General features: G+C 64.2%; 14 protein-coding genes. 5 read left to right on the top strand and 9 right to left on the bottom strand.

Annotated elements, in window-relative coordinates:
• Positions 1-47: 47 nt before the first annotated feature.
• From AC0MRV_RS12150 to dnaE, 6 genes are all read right to left on the bottom strand, one after another.
• Complete coding sequence (locus AC0MRV_RS12150; RefSeq protein WP_472764742.1) at positions 48-1604, bottom strand: methyl-accepting chemotaxis protein; 1557 nt, start codon at positions 1602-1604, stop codon at positions 48-50.
• 22 nt (positions 1605-1626) lie between these two features.
• Positions 1627-2034, bottom strand: a complete 408-nt coding sequence (locus AC0MRV_RS12155; protein WP_472764743.1) for a hypothetical protein — start codon at positions 2032-2034, stop codon at positions 1627-1629.
• A gap of 22 nt (positions 2035-2056) precedes the next feature.
• Positions 2057-3265 (bottom strand): hypothetical protein, encoded by a 1209-nt coding sequence (locus AC0MRV_RS12160; protein WP_472764744.1) that lies wholly within the window; start codon positions 3263-3265, stop codon positions 2057-2059.
• 299 nt (positions 3266-3564) lie between these two features.
• The gene (locus AC0MRV_RS12165) at positions 3565-3984 is read right to left on the bottom strand and encodes a hypothetical protein (protein WP_472764745.1); all 420 of its coding nucleotides are present in this window, start codon (positions 3982-3984) and stop codon (positions 3565-3567) included.
• 42 nt (positions 3985-4026) lie between these two features.
• On the bottom strand, positions 4027-5217 hold the full coding sequence (locus AC0MRV_RS12170; protein WP_472764746.1) for a hypothetical protein: 1191 nt from the start codon (positions 5215-5217) through the stop codon (positions 4027-4029).
• 205 nt (positions 5218-5422) lie between these two features.
• Entirely contained in the window at positions 5423-9067 is a 3645-nt protein-coding gene (gene dnaE, locus AC0MRV_RS12175; RefSeq protein ID WP_472764747.1) for a DNA polymerase III subunit alpha, read from the bottom strand.
• Positions 9068-9225: 158 nt separating this feature from the next.
• On the opposite strand from dnaE, the gene rpsU reads away from it, so the two are divergent.
• On the top strand, positions 9226-9423 hold the full coding sequence (gene rpsU / locus AC0MRV_RS12180) for a 30S ribosomal protein S21 (RefSeq protein ID WP_221029862.1): 198 nt from the start codon (positions 9226-9228) through the stop codon (positions 9421-9423).
• Between the two features lie 240 nt (positions 9424-9663).
• Positions 9664-10548 (top strand): sugar phosphate isomerase/epimerase family protein, encoded by an 885-nt coding sequence (locus AC0MRV_RS12185; protein WP_472764748.1) that lies wholly within the window; start codon positions 9664-9666, stop codon positions 10546-10548.
• A gap of 144 nt (positions 10549-10692) precedes the next feature.
• Here AC0MRV_RS12185 and AC0MRV_RS12190 read toward each other — a convergent pair whose 3' ends face one another.
• Genes AC0MRV_RS12190 through AC0MRV_RS12200 form a run of 3 tightly spaced genes read right to left on the bottom strand, consistent with a single transcriptional unit; the run spans position 10693 to position 12985 of the window.
• Positions 10693-11124 (bottom strand): DUF420 domain-containing protein, encoded by a 432-nt coding sequence (locus AC0MRV_RS12190; RefSeq protein ID WP_472764749.1) that lies wholly within the window; start codon positions 11122-11124, stop codon positions 10693-10695.
• Positions 11121-12029 carry a heme o synthase gene (gene cyoE, locus AC0MRV_RS12195; RefSeq protein WP_472764750.1) on the bottom strand — a complete coding sequence of 303 codons (909 nt, stop codon included), beginning with the start codon at positions 12027-12029 and terminating at the stop codon, positions 11121-11123. Before cyoE ends, AC0MRV_RS12190 begins: the two co-directional genes overlap by 4 nt.
• Positions 12026-12985, bottom strand: coding sequence for a COX15/CtaA family protein (locus tag AC0MRV_RS12200; protein WP_472764751.1), 960 nt, complete (start codon positions 12983-12985; stop codon positions 12026-12028). Before AC0MRV_RS12200 ends, cyoE begins: the two co-directional genes overlap by 4 nt.
• 91 nt (positions 12986-13076) lie before the next feature.
• Between AC0MRV_RS12200 and AC0MRV_RS12205 the strand changes: the two genes are divergently transcribed.
• Genes AC0MRV_RS12205 through AC0MRV_RS12215 form a run of 3 tightly spaced genes read left to right on the top strand, consistent with a single transcriptional unit; the run spans position 13077 to position 16980 of the window.
• Complete coding sequence (locus AC0MRV_RS12205) at positions 13077-13997, top strand: SCO family protein (RefSeq protein ID WP_472764752.1); 921 nt, start codon at positions 13077-13079, stop codon at positions 13995-13997.
• Positions 13994-14923 (top strand): hypothetical protein, encoded by a 930-nt coding sequence (locus AC0MRV_RS12210; RefSeq protein ID WP_472764753.1) that lies wholly within the window; start codon positions 13994-13996, stop codon positions 14921-14923. The genes AC0MRV_RS12205 and AC0MRV_RS12210 overlap by 4 nt, the downstream gene beginning before the upstream one ends.
• Entirely contained in the window at positions 14920-16980 is a 2061-nt protein-coding gene (locus tag AC0MRV_RS12215) for a heavy metal translocating P-type ATPase (protein ID WP_472764754.1), read from the top strand. Before AC0MRV_RS12210 ends, AC0MRV_RS12215 begins: the two co-directional genes overlap by 4 nt.
• The last annotated feature ends 29 nt before the right edge of the window (positions 16981-17009 follow it).

The raw sequence follows: 17009 nt of genomic DNA on the forward strand, positions 1-17009 counted from the left end.
GTGCAAACCGGAGCGGGTGTCAATCAAACTGTCCTGATCTCAGGACCTCATTCGAAGCCGACCAACTCGGTGGCGGGAACCTTGCCCGATCGAGCCCGGGCGGCTGGTGCCCGATGGGTTGACGCCGGAGCCGGTGCGGCCGTGCGGTCGCGATCGCCAATCAGCGTGCGGAGGCGGTCGACGGCTTCGTTGAGCGCGGTGGACTGCTGGTTGAGGTCGCCGGCGGCGGCGGCGGTTTCCTCGGCGTTGGCGGCGTTGGACTGGGTGACGCGGTCCATCTGCGAGACGGTTGTATTCAGCTGGTCGATACCCTGGGTCTGCTCGGCGGCGCTGGTGGCCTGGCCGGCCACCAGGTCGGCGAGCGTGCGGATCTGGCCGGAGATGTCGTCGAAGTTCTTGGCGACCTCGTTGCTGAGGTTCACCCCTTCGCGGCTCTTGCTGACGGAGACCTCGATCTTCTCGGCGGTTTCGCGGGCGGCTTTGGCGGAGCGTTGGGCGAGGTTGCGGACCTCGTCGGCGACGACGGCGAAGCCGGCGCCGGCTTCGCCGGCGCGGGCGGCTTCGACGGCGGCGTTGAGCGCGAGGATGTTGGTCTGGAAGGCAATCTCGTCGATGGTCTTGAGGATGGCGGTGACGTCCTCGCAGGCCGACATGATGGCGCCCATGGCGCCGTGCATGGCCTGCATGCGGGCGGCACCGGAGTCGGCGGCGTGGCGGGTCTTCCGCGCGACCTCCTCCGCCTGTTTGGCGGAGTCGGCGTTGTTGCGGGTCATGCCGGCCATCTCTTCGAGGGAAGCGCTGGACTCCTCGAGAGAAGCGGCCTGTTCGCTGGAACCTTCGGCGAGGGCTTGGCTGGCGTCGACGAGCACGGCGGCGCGCTGGCTGACGATGCCGGCCGATGAGGTGAGCTGGTCGCTGGTGCTGCGCACCAAACGGGAAACGGCGCGGAGGCTGAAGACCGCGATGACGAGTCCGGCCAAAGTGCAGATGGCCAGGCCCACTCCGGTGGTGAAGTTCATGCGCGCGGACGTGGTGATCGAATCGGCCGTTGCGTGGCTGGCGGCGGTTGCGGCCGTGAGCATGCTGCCGGACATGTCCCGCTGCTCCGCGGCGACCTTGGCGAGGGCGGCGGTCACATCGCGGTCGAGGGTGGCCATGGCCGTCTCGAACTCTCCGGCCCGCAGGGCGGCGTGGAAACGACCGGCGGCGGCACCGTAGGCGGCAACGGATTTACGGAACTCGCCCATGTGGCCGAGGGTGGTTTCGTTTTTGACCAAGGTTTCGAGCTGCTGGAGGTTTTGCTCGACCAGCTCCAGGTCCTGGGTGAAGTCCGCCTGGAGGCTGTTCATCTTGGCCTCGTCGCCGGCCATGGCGAATTTGAACAGGGCGGCCTCGCTGTGGAGGGTGGCCCGCTCGATCGCGCTGACGGCGATGAGGTTGGGCAGGTGCTGCTCGGTGAGCTCGATGGTCGTGGCGGTGCCTTGAGCGGAATAATGACGGGCGATGCCGACGACGGCGATCGCTCCGAGAAAGACCACGGCGAACGAGCCTGTGACCAGGCTGATCGTGCGCCGCAGGGTGATGCGTCGAGTCGGTTTGTTCATCGGAATCGGGAGCGAAGGAGCGTTAGGATTGGCTGAGCACCGGCAGGCTGCCGGCAGCGGCGGAATCGACGATGCAGATGGCACCGGGAGTTTCGGCGGCGAGGGCGATGGCCTCGGCTTCATCGGCGACGACCTTGGGGGCGGAGCCGCCGCCGGTCATGAAGAGGCGGCGCCAGTGGTTCTGAAACTGGCCGGAGTTCATGCCGACGACCTGTTTAAGGAAGTCGTCTTGAGCGGCGCTGTCTTTGGCGACGATGATGACGACGCGTTCGGCGCCGAGTTTGACGTTCTTGCCGAGCAACACGGCCTTGGCGGCGTCGGCGTCCAGGGCGTTGCCGGCAAGACCAGCGTGGCCCACGATGGCGGGCGCGGCCTGCGAGGAGACCGCCAGCGCGCAGAGAAGCGTAATAAGAGCGAAGAATGATTTCATGATCGCAGGAGCGCTGGAGGTTTTAGAACGAGTAGGTGGTCTTGAAGGCGAAGAGGACCCAGCTCTTGTCCCGATCATCGTAGGGCTGCGGTTTGGTCGGGGTGGTGAAGATCTTGCCGGCGCCGTCGAGGTAGTGGACCTCGGCCTTCACCAGCCAATTGTAGTTGAAGGCGTATTTGGCGCTGACGGCGTAGTCATGCTGGGTCAGCACCGGGAGATAGAAGTCGAAGCCGATGGGCGTCTGCGTTTCCTCCGAGTAGCTGTAGTAACCACCGAACTCCCATTTTTCGCCCCAACGGCGGGAAGCCGCGATGTAGCCGAAATCGAGCGTGGTATCGATGGATTGGGTGGAGGGAAACCCGACGGTGCCGATCGCGTAGTCGGCGGTGTCGTTGCCGGCTTCGACGGCGAAGGTCCAGTCGCCGGTCATGTATTCGGCCGACAGCATGTGACGGTCGTATTGATCGGTGTCGCGGTAGAGGACGGCGGTGAAACCGGGCACGGCAATGAGGCGATCCGCGCCAAAGTCCTTGAACGAAGAGTAGGAGTAGCCGACGCGCAGGCCCGCGATGGGAGTGTTCCAGAACAGCGTCCCGCCGATGGCCGATTCCATGCCGATGGCGACGTTCGGGAACGGGGCGTCGTTGTTGAAGTAGTCGTTGGCGCCGGAGCGAACCTTCATGGGCACGTCACCGTAGAAAACCTTGTAGTCCAAGCTGCCGCTATCGCCGAGACCCACGTTGCCAAAGACCATGGCGCCGTCGAAGGAGGCGTTGAAGTCGCGCAGGCGGGCGTCGTAAACGCTCTGAGGCAACAGCACGTAGGGACGAATGGCGTCCACATCCAAGGCTTCGTTGTAGAGACCCCGCGGGGACTTCACCCGACCGGCGCGGATGCCGAACCACTGTTGGGGCTGCCAATCGATCGTGGCCCAGTCGAGGATGATACGGTCATCGCCGTAGTCGCCCAGCTTCTGGCCGAAGGCCTGCGCGCCCACGCGGAAGCTGCCGGTGGCATAGGAGGCGTTCACGGCGTATTCGCGGAAGTCGAAAGTGCCTTCGCTGGATTCGCCAAAGTAGTCGTTGTCACCGGTGTTGACCAGGTAGCCCTGGCTGACAAAGCCGCCGACCTGGATGTCCTGCCAGGAAACGGCGCCGTGGGTTAAGGTGGTGGCGGCGGCGGCAATCAGGCCAGTGAGAGTGCCGCGGAACGAAGTGAGTCGAGTAGTCATAATAGCGATGCGTGTCAGGTTTGTTTGCAGAGATTGAGGTGTGGGTGCCATCGTCTCGCGGCGGGGAAAGTTAAGGGCTTCCCGGCCAACTACGTAATTCTCCGGACGACGTGTTTGCCGGAGAGGGCACAACTGATTTGGGCGATGCAGACATGAAAAAGAATCGGCCCGGCGACGGCGGTTGGAGGCGGTTGGCGCGCCGACCGTTGACGGTGAGGAAAGGAGCGGCTGGCGCTCCGTGTTTGGAGGATGGTGCGGTCCGGCGAGCGGGATTCGGGCGGGCGTCGGACCCGCAGCAATCAGGAACTGCTCAGCACGGCGAGGTCGCCGGCGGCGGCGGCATCGACGATGCAGATGGCGCCGGGGGTGGAGGCGGCCAGAGCGACGGCCTCGGCTTCATCGGCGACAACTTTGGGGGCGGAACCGCCGCCGGTCATGAAGAGACGACGCCAGTGATTCTGAAACTGGCCGGAGCTCATGCCGACGGTCGCCTTGAGGAAGTCCTCCTGGGCGGCGCTGTCCTTGACGACGATGATGACGACGCGTTCGTCGCCGATTTTGACGTTCTTACCCAGGAGCACGGCCTTGGCGGCGGACGCGTCGAGCGTTTGGCCGGACAGGCCGGGGTGTCCCGCGAGGGCGGGAGCGGCGTGGACACCGACGGTGCCCAACGCGATGAAGGCGATCGCGAGCAGGGAGGACTTGAGCAGCGTTTTCATGCTGGGTGGATGATGTGGTTATGGGCAGGCTGCGGCGCTGGCTCAGAACACGAAGGTGGTCTTGAGCACGAGGGCGGTCGAGGTGTCGTCCATCGACGGATTCGGCGTCCGGGCGGTATTGAAGACGTTGTAGAGCCCCTTGCCGAAGTGACCTTCAACCTTGGCGAGCCAACGGTCGGAGATGTCGTAGCGGGCGCTGGCGACCCACTCGCGGTAGTAGGTCATGAGGTTCGGCGTGCCGGGGGCGGCGTTGTCGTTCTCCTGAACACTGTAATAGGCGCCCAGCTCCAACCGGTCATTGATGCGACGCGCGGCGGAAACATACCAGTTGATGGTCTCGGCGTCGGACGCGACGGTGCCGAACGGGGAAGAGACCTCGAACAGGCCGCCAACCACGGACACTTCAGCCGCGAAGGTCCAATCGTGGTAGAAGTATTCGGCCGAGAGGATGTGGGTGTCGTAGGCCTTGCCGAGAAGCGAGGCATCGACGATCGGGTAACCGTTCAGAGGGCCGGTGCCGTAGAGGTCGTTGATCTGATTGAAGGAGTAGGCCAAGCGCAGACCGAGCACGGGGGTGTTCCAGTTGAGTTGGCCGCCCCAGATCGCGTTCATGCCCAGGTCGTTGATGTCGCTGGCGAAAATCGACGTGGTGTTGAAGTAGTCGGCGACGCCCTGGTCGCCGTCCATGCGGATGTCCCCGTAGAAAACCTTGTAGTCCAACGAACCGGCGGTGCCGAGTTCGAGGTTGCCGTAGACCATGCCGCCGTCGAAGGACGAGCTGAAGTCACGCAGCACCGAACTGTAGAGGCTGGAAGGCAGGGAGGCAAAGGGGCGGATGGCGTCGACGTCGAGGGCTTCGCCGTAGAGGCCTTTTGGCATCTTGACGCGGCCGGCGCGCACACCGATGGAACGGTTGAAGCTGTAGTCGACGATGGCCCAGTCGAGGATGGGCTTGTCTTCCCCGTAGTTGCCGAGGCGCTGGGCGTAGGCCTGGGCGCCGATGCGGACGTTGCCGGTCGCATAGGAGGCGTTGATGGCCATCTCGCGATAGTCGAAGGTGCCGCCCTTGGCTTCAAAGGGGACGTTGTTGCCCCAGTTCTCAACGTAGCCTTGGCTAATGAAGCCGTGGACCTGGATGTCCGCAGGCGTGAAGGCGGCGGCGATGCCCGCGGAGCCAATGGCGATCGTGAAGGCGCTGAAGGAGCGAAGTTTGCGAACGAAGGAGAGGTTCATAGTTTTTCGAAGTGGCCCGGGAGAGGGCGCAGTTAGCCAAGTGTTCGCCTCCTGACTTCGGTGCTTCGGTCCGGGGACTTAAGCCATGAACCTGCGTTTTCGTAATAATACGAACGGGTGATGTATTGGGGGAATGTCCCCCATCTCTAGGACTAATGGTCGCGCGGTTGCGCGAATTCAGCGCCGCGTGCGGACTGACGCAGGTCTAGCGCCGTTTGCCCCAACGCGCATTCTGTTTCAGCTCCAGCGGCGAGGTTTCAATCTGCACACCGACCACGGCGGGGTGGTTGCGCAGCACCTGAAACACTTCGCCGGAGAGCTTCCAATCCAGGGCGGTCGACACGTCGGCGACAGCGATGGCGCGGTCGGGGCCGACGAAGCCGAGGCTGGTCGAGGTGGGGCCGGACTGGCCGTCGAGGATGGGGCGCAGGCTGCGCAGGAAGGAGCTGTTGTCGGGGTTGGCCGGGTCGAGCAGCCAGGTGACCTGCTTGACGTTCGATGCAACGTAGTTGGGCAGGGGATACGCCTCGCGCACGTTGAGGCGGGCGCCCTCCTCGTTGACCATGACGGTGCCGCAGATGACGACCGGGGCGTTCTCGCTCAGCACCTCGCCGTATTCCTCGTAGGCGTTGGCGAACATGTTGAGCTGGAGCGTGGCCTGCTTGGTCGCGAGGGAGAAGGCGACCCAGGGGCGATTGTCCTTCTTGGAAAGCTTCTTCTGCAGGCCGCCGGCGATGCCGCAGATACGGAAGGGCGTGCGGTCCTCCTGCTGAAGCAATTCGTCGAGGTCGAAGGTGTCGAGCGCGTCGGCCAGACCGATGTAGGTGTTCATCGGGTGACCGGAAACGTAGAAGCCCAGCAGCTCCTTTTCGAAGGCGAGTTTTTCGGCCGAAGTGAAATCGAGGACGTCGTCGGATCTTGGATGTTTGATTTCGGATTTTCGATGGCTGGAAGGTTTCGGCGGCTCCGGTTCGGCCAGCATGTCGAGGAAGTTGTTCTGGCCGGCGGCGCGGTCACGGGCCTGCTCGGCGGCGGCGGACATCGCGGCGTCGATGCGCTCGAAGATGGCTTTGCGCGGTTCGCCGGAAAAGTCGAAGGCGCCGGTTTTGATCAGATGTTCGAGCACGCGCTTGTTGGCGGCCTTGCCATCCACGCGGGCGACGAAGTCGTCGAAGTCTTCGAAGGGACCGTTGGCCTCGCGCTCTTCGATGATCTTCAGCGACGCGGCTTCACCCACGCCCTTGATGCCGGCGAGTCCGAAGCGGATCTTGCCGCCGGCGACGGGGGCGAAGTTCTCGCGCGACTCGTTCACGTCGGGGCCCTGCACCTCGATGCCCATGGCGAGGGCTTCGTCGATGAAGTGGGACACCTTTTCAGCGTTGCCGAGCTCGGCGGTGAGCACGGCGGCCATGAACTCGACCGGGTAGTTGGCTTTCAAATACGCCGTTTGGTAGGCGACGACGGCGTAGGCGGCGGAGTGCGACTTGTTGAAACCGTATTGGGCGAACTTGTTGAGGAGGTCGAAGATCTCGTTGGCCTTCGCTTCGGCGATGTTGTGCTTCTCCTTGGCACCCTTGATGAAGATGAGGCGCTGCTGGTCCATGGCGGCCTGGTCCTTCTTGCCCATGGCGCGGCGGAGCATGTCGGCGCCGCCGAGGGAGTAACCGGCGATGACCTTGGCGCACTCCATCACCTGCTCCTGGTAGACGATGATGCCGAAGGTTTCCTGCAGGACGGGTTCGAGCAGCGGATGCGGATACTGCACCGAGGCGGGGTTGTGTTTGCCGCGGGCGTAGTCGGGGATGAACTGCATCGGGCCCGGCCGGTAGAGAGCCGAGATGGCGTTGATGTCGTCGATGTTGGAAATGCCGACCTGGCGGGCGGCGTTCTGCATACCGGGGGATTCCAGCTGGAACACCCCGACGGTTTTGCCGGCGTTGAGCAGTTCGTAGGTGACGGGGTCCTCGAGCGAAACGTCGTCGATGTTGAACTTCGGGTCCCGGGTGCGGCGCACGTTCTCCACCGCGTCGGAGATGACGGTGAGCGTCTTGAGGCCGAGGAAGTCCATCTTCAGCAGGCCGAGTTTGTCGACGGCCTTCATCGAGAACTGCACGGTGACGTCGCCTTCCTGCAGGGTGAGGGGGACGAAGTTCTCCAGCGGCTGGTCGGTGATGATGATGCCGGCGGCGTGTTTGCCGGTGTTGCGCACCATGCCTTCAAGCACGAGGCCGGCGGTCACGATCTTCTTGGCCATCGGGTTGCGGTCGATCTCGGTGCGCAGTTCGGCGGACTTCTCGATGGAGTCGGTGAGCGAGATGTTGAGCTCGTCGGGAATCATCTTCGCCAGGCGGTCGGCGTCGGCGAAGGCGAGGTCGTGCACGCGGGAGACGTCGCGGATGACCATCTTGGCGCCGAGGGTGCCGTAGGTGATGATATTGGCCACGCAGTCGCGGCCGTATTTCTCGCGCACGTAGTCGATCACCTCGACGCGGCGGCGCATGCAGAAATCGATATCGAAGTCGGGCGGGCTGATGCGTTCCGGATTGAGGAAACGTTCGAAAAGCAGGCCGAACCGCATCGGGTCGATGTTGGTGATGCCAAGCAGGTAGGCGACGAGGCAGCCGGCGCCGGAACCGCGGCCCGGGCCGACGGGGATGTCGTGTTCCTTGGCCCAGTTGATGAAGTCCCACACCACGAGGAAGTAATCGACGAAGCCGGTGACGTTGATGATGGCCTGCTCGTAACCGAGGCGCACGGCGAGCTCCTGCGGCTGGTCGAGGCCGGCGTAGTCGGGTGGCTTGGGCTTCTCGCCCTCGGGGCGGTTGTTGAGCAGGTCGAGGCGCGCGGCGACCTCGGGGTGGGCGGCCACCGTATCGTAGTCGACGCCGTAGCGGCGCTGCAGGCCCTCGACACAAAGCTGGTGCAGGTATTCGGACGGTGAATACTTCGAGACTATCTCGGGTGGCAACGGATACTTGGGATAGCGCTCGGAGCCTTTGGGGAAGGGAATGGCGAGGTCGCACATCTCGGCGACCAACTGGGTGTTGAGGATGGAGTCGGGGAACTCCGGGAAAACCTGCTCCATCTCGGCGCGCGACTTGAGGTAGAACTGATCGCCGCTGAAGCGCATGCGGTTCTCCTCGGCGAGCTTGGCGCCGGTCTGGATGCAGAGCAGGGCGTCGTGCGGCTGGGCGTCGTCGGCGTTGACGTAGTGCACGTCGTTGGTGGCGATCAGTTTCAGGTCGAATTCCTCGCCGAGTTTGATGAGGCCCGGGATGATCTTCTTCTGCTCCGGGATGCCGTGGTCCTGGATTTCGACGAAGTAGTTTTCCTTGCCGAAGATATCGACGAACTTGGCGCAGGCCTCGCGGGCCTCCTCCTCGCGGTCGTGGAGGAGGAGCTGGGGAACGAGGGAGGCGAGGCAGCCGGTGAAGCCGATGAGGCCTTCGGAATATTGGGCGAGTGTCTCGAGATCGGTGCGCGGCTTGTAGTAAAAACCGCGCAGGTGGGAATCGGAGACCAGTTTGAGCAGGTTCTGGTAGCCAGTGAGGTTTTTGGCGAGCAGGCCCAGATGGTAGTAACTCTTCCCGTCCTCGGCCCGGCCCTTCTTTTCGAGGCGCGAACCGGTGGTCATGTAGAGCTCGCAGCCGATGAGGGGCTTGATGCCGGCGGCCTTGGCGGCGTTGTAGAAAGCAATGGCACCAAAGAGGTTACCGTGGTCGGTAAGGGCCAGGGCGGTCATGCCCAGCTCCGTGGCCCGACCCATCAGGCGGTCGATCCGGCAGGCGCCGTCGAGCAGAGAGTAGTCGGTGTGAACGTGGAGATGGGCGAAACTCGGATCAGCGGGCACAAGGTTGAGTCAAAGTAAGAAGTGCGAAGTAAGAAGTCAGAAGTGGGGGGAGGAGGCGCCTTTTTGGCGCAGTGGGGGCGGGGCAAAATTGCCGTTGACGCGGGGGCAGGGGTTTGGCGCTATGACCCTTTTTCCCTTTCAGAAACACGTCCAACGACATGCCCATCGAAATCAAAATCCGCAAAAGCGAGCCGGTCGACCGCGCCCTGCGTCGCCTGAAGAAGAAGCTCGAACGCGAGAACATCATCAAGGGTGTTCGCGCCAAGCGCTACTTCGAGAAGCCCTGCGCGAAGCGTCGCCGCAAGGAGAAGGTCATGGCCTTCACCCAGATGCTGCGCCGCCGCCACGAGGGCTGATTCCCGTGCTCGTTTCCGTCCCGCTCAACGGGACGCTTGAATAAGCCTTTCCAACCGCGCCGGCCGAACCATGTTCGGGGCGCGGTTTTTCGTGCCTGTTTGCTTGTTTACTGCAAGCGAGTGACGATTTGATTCGATCACCTTCTCCCTCCCTCCCGCCCCCATTTTAAAGACTTCGTGAAGCCGACCCTGGCGCTATCAACCTGCTGGAACTCATTCCGTCATACCGACGGATACGCGATGCTCACCGAGATCCGGGACATGGGGTTTGAATACGCGGAGTTAAGCCACGGCACGCGCATCGTGTTGGTCCCGGGGATCCTGAAAGCGGTGGAGGAGGGCGTCATCAAGATCAGCTCGACGCACAACTTCTGTCCGCTGCCGACGGGCATTAACCACTCGGCGCCGAATCTCTTTGAACCCTCGGACAGCTCCAGCAAGGAGCATGATCAATGGCTGCGGCATACCCTGCGCTCGATCGACTTCACCGCGCAGGTGGGCTGCGGCGCGATGGTGACGCACTTGGGCAGCGTGCACTTCTTCTGGAGCAATCCCTACCGCAAGGTGAAGGCCTACCGGCGGGCGAATCCCGACATCGATCCGGCGACGGACGCCGGTTACCGCAAAGTGCTTGAGAAGGCCTGCACGAAGCTGCGCACTCGCATGACGCCGTATTGGGAGCAGGTGCTCTCGAGCTTGGAGGAGATCCGCGAAAAGTGCCTCGAGCGCAAAGTCGTCATCGGCTGCGAGAATCGGGAAAAGTTTCAGGAGCTGCCGCTCGACGACGATTTCCCTGCCTTCTTCGAAGGACTGCCGACCGAGACGCACTGTGGTTACTGGCACGACACCGGCCACGCGGAGCTCAAGCAGAACATGGGGCTGCTCAATCACCGCGAGCACCTGGAGAAGGTGGCCGATCGTTTGGTCGGGTTTCACCTCCACGATGTGGCCGACGATGATGACCACCAGCCGGTGGGTTACGGTCAGATCGATTTCGAAATGGTGAGCTCTTTCTGGAAACCACACCACCGGCTCACCCTGGAGCTCAGTCCGCGCACGACGCCGCATCACGTCGAGCAGTCGCGCGACCGGGTGAAGGCGCTGCTCGAAAAGCGCTTCGGGTGAAGCAACGGCCTTGGAGCGGCGACGGACGCCGAACGGCGTAGCGGCAACGCAGCGCCCGCAAGCGGACTGCCTACGGTGCGGGTTCGAACCCGGAATGTAGGCGGGGCGCTGGCGCCCGCTTGCAGTGGGGAGGGCTTCTCCTGCTCAGCTGGATGGCCACCAACGGTAGAGGAAGAAATACACCAGGACGCCGGTAACGCTCACGTAATACCAAATCGGGAAGGTCCACTTGGCCCAGGCCTTGTGCCGCTCGTAGTTACCCTTGATCGCGAAAAGGAAGGTGCGCGGCACGAGGTAGGCGATCGAGATGGCCAGCAGGATGTGCGAGATCAGCATCGTGTAATACACGCTGCGGATGAAGCCCTCGCCACCGAAGGGCGTGTGCACCCCACGCACGAGCGCTTTGTGGGTGACGTAGCCGATGAGAAAGATCGCGGACACCACGCCGGCCGAGAGCATGGCTTTGCGGTGAGCTTCCCGGTAGCCGGCTTTGATGAAGATGAACCCGGCGGTCATAAGCAGGGTCGCGAGTCCGTTGAGCGCCGCGTTGAGCGCGGGAATGTCTTGAATCGTCATACCAGGAAGAGGCGGTCGATCACCAGTGCACCCAATTGCAACGGAAGCCAGCCGATGGAGGCAAAAAACAATCTCCGGGCGGCTTGGTCACGGCCGTCCTTGCGCAGGAACGCGCCCGCCCGCAGCAGGAACCACAGCCCGAGGACCACGGTCACCCCGAAGTAGATCCAACTCGCGTCGCCCATGAAGGAGGGCAGGGCGCTCACCCCGACGAGGGCCACGGTGTTCACGAGCGACCATTGCGCCACGACTTTGCCGTCGCGATCCCGCACGGGCAGCATGGGAAAATCAACCGCGCTGTAATCCTCCCGGTAGGTCCAGGCGATGGCCATGAAGTGCGGGATCTGCCAGAAGGCCAGGATGCCAAACAACACCCAGCCCAGGGGCTCCATGCCGCCATGCGCCGCGGCGTAGCCGATGAGTGGCGGAAACGCGCCGGCGATGGCACCGATTTCCGTGCTCCACTTCGAGCGGCGCTTGGCCGGCGTATACCACGCGAGGTAGGTGACGATCGTCGCCAAGGCGAAGACCGCCGCCAAGGCGCTGGCCGTCGCGAAAAGCAGGAAGCAGCCGCCGAAACACAGGCCCCAGCCCAGCACGAACGCCGCACCGTCGGGCACCTTGCCCGAAGGAATTGGCCGGTCGGCCGTCCGTCGCATCTTCGCGTCGGTGTCGCGCTCCATCCACTGATTGAGCGCCGCCACGCCGCCGGCGCAGGCCGAGGTGCCGATCATGGTGGCGAGGAAATGTGACCAGTCCCACGGTGCTTTCACCACGAGGTAGCCCACCATCGCGGTGATGACGGAAAGCATGCTCAGCCGCGGTTTGGTGAGCTCAAGGTAGTCGCCGAACTTTCCGCCGCTGGCGGTGGTTGAGGGCGCGTTACTGGACGATGCCTCGCTCATGCGCTGACTGTGCCTTCCCGGCGCATCGTCCACAACGTGGTGCCGTAGGTGGTCGCCAGCAGCAAGGCGCCGACCAGCACGTGGCCGGTGGTGACGTAGGGATCGCGCGTCATCCAAATCACCGAGGCGCCGAGCGCGACTTGGGCGAGCAGGAGCGTGGTGATCGCGGCGCCGGCCTTGCCGAGTTCGGCCTTCACGAGTTTCACGGCAAAAGCGATCAGCACGACGGTGAGCACCAAGGCCATGACGCGGTGGGCAAAGTGAATGCCGACGCGGAAATTCCATAGTGGCGGCAACAGGTCACCTTCGTGGGAGCTGAGCGGAAAGGTCGGGATGGCCATACCGGCGTAGCTGTGCCGCATGACCGCGGCGATCGCCAGTTGCAGCAGCAGCAGCCCGCAGCACCAGCGTCCGAATCGCGACAGCGCGGCGAGACCGTCCGCGCGTTTGGCGGCTTCGATCCAGCGCTTCGAAAGGGCCAGGCCGATCGTGAGCAGCGTGCACACGTAGATTTGTGCGAGCACCGCGTGCAGCATGGCGAAGAGCCGGCCCACGCTCACCGAATCGAGGAAAATGTGATCGAGCAGCACGCGCAGGCCGCCGACCAGCGCCTGCACCAAAACCAGCACGACCGCGAAGATCGCCACGTGGCGCACCCAGGCCCGGGCCTCATTTTTCCAGACGGCCAGCGCGATGGCGATCGTGATGATCGACATCATGCCCGCGCTCAAGCGGTGCGAATGCTCGGCGAACATCATGATGTCGTTCAGCCAGCCCTCGGGGTTGAGCGAGCCGTTGGAGAGCGGCCAATCGAGAAAAATCATCCCTGCGCCGATGCTCGTGGTGAACGCGCCGAGCATCACCAGCACAAAGACCCAGACACCGCCGATCGCGGCAAACCAAGCCAGCCCAGGTTGATAGGCGGAGGAACGGGATTCGGTGGACAGGAGCGGCATCGCGAAAAAGTCGGATTGGCGGTGAAGAACCGGCCACCCTACAACCCGCATTCCCTTTGACAAATCCTTACGCCGGGGAATCCGTGGCAGGATGAACTCTTTGTCTGCCCGGTTTTGCCGCGGCCGCGGTCCGTTGCTGCAGCTCCTTTGCGCGGCCGCTCTGCTTTTGTGCTCCGCCTGCAATCGCTCCGATCAGGCGGCCGAGGCCGACCATTTGCCGGTTCCGGGCCGCCCGCTCAAGGGCCAGATCATCAAGGTCGACCGCGAACGCGGCACCCTGCTGGTCGATCACGAGGAGATCCCCGACTACATGCCGCAAATGGTGATGGAGTTTCAGGTCGGCGAAGGCGACCTGGCCAATGCAGTCGAGGGGCAGTTCATCCGCGCCCGCCTCATCGAGGAAGCCAACGGGGTCTTCCGCCTCGCGCACATCTGGGCCGAGGACAAGCTCGCCGAGTCGCAGGTCGCCACCGCCGCCGCCGCGTTGCGCGAGGACACGGTCATTCGTGGCAGCAAGGCCTACCGCGCCGTCGGCGAAGACCTGCCCGACTTCAAACTCTACGACCAGACTGGCGCCGTCGTCGACGTCAGCCGTTTCCGGGGCAAAAAGGTCATGATCAACTTCATCTACACCCGCTGCCCGATCGCAACCATGTGCCCGGCCGCGGTGACCAACTTCATGGCCGTGCAGGAGGCGGTGGCCAAGGCCGGCAAGAGCGACCAACTCGAGCTCATCTCGGTGACCTTCGACCCCGAATACGATACGCCGGGCGTGTTGCGCGACTATGCCGAGGCCCGCGGGGTCGACACCTCCAACTACAGTTTTCTCACCGGTCCGGAGTCGGCCATCAAAGACCTGCTGCGGCAGATGGGCGTGCTCGCACAGGTGGAAGGCCCGCTCATCCAGCACACCCTCGCCACGCTGCTCGTCGACGAGCGGGGGCGCATCATCGATCGCGCCGATGGCAGTGTGTGGGACATCAACCAATTCGTCCGCAAGATCGTGCGATGAGCAGCACCGCCGCGACGTCTCCCGCCCCGCGTCTCACCGCCGCTCAGCGCCGGCAAGTGGTCATGCTCACCCTCGGCGCCCTCGGCGTTTTCGCGTTGTTTAGGTGGATGCCCACCGGCACCAACCTGAGCCACGGCGACTTCCGGCTGGAGGGCGGCAACGTGCTCGAGTTTTGCGATCCGGCCGCGCCGCAGTTTTTGCCGGTGACCACCGCGCGCTCGCCCGTCGCGCTGACCGCCACGCCCGCCACCACGGGCGTGGGTGAGCCCACCAAGCTCACCCTGCGCCTTAGCACCTCAACGGGCAAACCGATCAGCCCGGTCGACCTGCTCGTCGCGCACGAGCACAAGCTGCATATCATGATCGTTGATCCGACCCTGCAGGACTACCACCACGTGCATCCGGTCGCCTCGGAGACGCCCGGCGAGTGGACCGCGGTCTTCACGCCGCGCCTGCCGGGCACCTATCGGGTGTTTGCGGATTTCACGCCGGCGGTCACCGCTCGCGGACTTTATGCCAGCACCGACATCACGGTGCCGGGAGCGGTGACGATGCCCGAGATCACGCTTAACCGCAGCGCGGAGCGTAACGGCTTCGCTTTTTCGCTGAGCGCCAAGAATCCGGTGATCCGCGCCCGTGAACCGGCCGATCTCACCCTGAGCATTCGCGCGAGTGACGGCGGCGACGTGCAACTCGGTGAAGTGATGGGGGCCTTCGCCCACCTCGTGGCCTTTGATCGCGAGCGCAGTGGGTTTGCCCACCTGCATCCGCGGGAAACCGATCTCAGCGTGGCGCTCGATGCGCAGGCGCCGGAGTTGCATTTTCAAGTCACGATTCCCGAGCCGGGCGATTACGTGATCTGGGCGCAAATGGTCCTCAACGAGGCCGAAACCTTCGTGCCGTTCTGGTTCGAGGTGGAGCCGTGAGGGCGAGGGGGGCTGTCGCTGAACCGGGTCTGCAGGCCGACGCTCAGTTGGTCGCGAGGGGATGGTTGCGCATCGGCATCGGCTTGGCGGTGGCGGGGCAGGCGATGGTGTTTGGGCTGGCGATCAATGTGACGCCAGCGGAGGGCGCGGGGTATTGGGTGGTGCACGGCGGACTCCTGCTGTCGGCCCTGCTGGTGCTCGTGTTTCTCGGTCGGGATCTGGTCGGCTCGGCCTGGCGTTCGCTGCGCGAACAACGCATCAGCATCGATCTGCTGTTTCTGGTCACACTGACCGGCGCGGTGGGCGGCTCGCTGGTCAGCACCTTCACCCGCACCGGCGCGGTGTATTATGAAGTCGTGGCGGTATTGGTGGCGGTGCACACGCTCGGCAAGCTCATCGGCGCGCGCAGTCGTTTGGCGGCCTTGTCGGCCGTGGACAAAACGCGGCAGGAATTCGGCGAGGCGCGGGTGATCGCGGCCGACGGCGGCTCGGTGCGCAAGGCGGTGGACACCTTGATGGAAACCGACCGCGTGCTGGTGGGGCCGGGCGAAGCGATTGTCGTCGATGGCACGATCGAGCGGGGGCGCAGTTACGTGACGGAGACGAGCATGACCGGCGAATGGCGACCGGTGTCGCGTGGTCCGGGCGAGGCGGTGATGGCGGGCACACATGTTGTGGATGGCGACCTCGTGATTGCGCCGCAGCTGGGGCCGCGTCGTTTGGATCACATTTTGAGGGAAGTGGAACGAGCCCGGCTTGCCCCAAGTGCCTTGCAGGCCCAGGCCGACCGCTGGATGCGAATCTTCCTGCCGGTGGTGGTGACGGTGAGTGTGGTGACCTTTGTCTTCTGGTGGTCACGGGCGCCGTGGACCGATGCATTGTTCAATGCCATGGCGGTGCTGCTGGTGGCCTGTCCCTGTGCCATGGGTCTGGCCACGCCGATCGCGGTGTGGAGCGGGTTGGCGCGACTGGTGAAGCTTGGCCTGGTGGCGCGCACGGGCGACCTGCTCGACGTCCTCGGGCGCTGCGACCTGCTCTGTATCGACAAAACGGGCACACTCTCGGAGGACCGCATGGAAGTCCTCGCGTGGCGCACCGAGTCGGCATGGGCTGCTCAGAAACCTTGGCTGTATGCCGCCGTGGTCACCCTGGAATCGGATTTACAACACCCGATTGCGGAGGCACTTGTGAGCCATTGTAACCTATTGGGTGACAAATTATCCGGGGTGCCGAATGGCTCCGGATTGGCTGTAGCCGGGGGCGGTGACCCCGGTGCGGTGGGTGGGGCGGAGGGCGCACCAGGGTCAACGACCCCGGCTACAGCGGGGATGGGTGCACCGGGGTCAACGACCCCGGCTACAGCTGTAGGGCGCGAAATCGTGGCGGGGGGCGGTGTGCGCGGGGTGATCGATGGTCGGAAGGTGGCGGTAGGGGAGTGGGCCCTGCACGGGTTTGCGGGGGAGGCGCCAGTGGGAGGGGCCAAAGCCGTTTGGGTTTCAGTGGACGGGGTGTTGGCGGCGACGGTGACGCTCGGCGAGCGCTGGCGGGTGGGGCTGCGCGAGACGCTGAGCGATCTGCAGGCCTTGGGCGTCGAGGTGGAGGTGCTCACGGGTGACCGGCACCCACCGGACGATTTGGGGGTGGCGGTGCGTGGCGGGTTGTCGCCGGAGGACAAGGTGGCGCGGGTGCGCGAGCACATCGGCTTGGGGCGGCGCGTGGTCTTCGTCGGCGACGGGGTGAATGATGCGGCGGCGATGGGCGCTGCGTCGGGTTCAATCGCGGTGGGGGGCGGCGCGGAGCTGGTGCGGGCCTCCGCGATGGGCACGATGGCAGGCGATGATCTGCGGGTGCTGCCGCGGGCGATCCGCCTGGGGGGATTGGTGCGACGGGGGATTCGGGGCAATCTGCGCTTTGCGGCGAGTTACAATGCGATCGGCATGGCGCTGGCGGCGGCGGGTTGGCTGCACCCGGTGGTCGCCGCGTTGCTGATGGTCGGTTCCAGTTTGGCGGTCGGTGTGCGCGCACTGCGCACAGCGGAGAAGGCGGTGGTGGAGTAGTTTGTTTTTACAGGAGGGAACGGAGAACA

Origin of the sequence: Actomonas spartinae (genome assembly GCF_051209155.1) — a bacterium.
In the GTDB taxonomy this organism is placed as follows: Bacteria; Verrucomicrobiota; Verrucomicrobiia; order Opitutales; family Opitutaceae; genus Actomonas.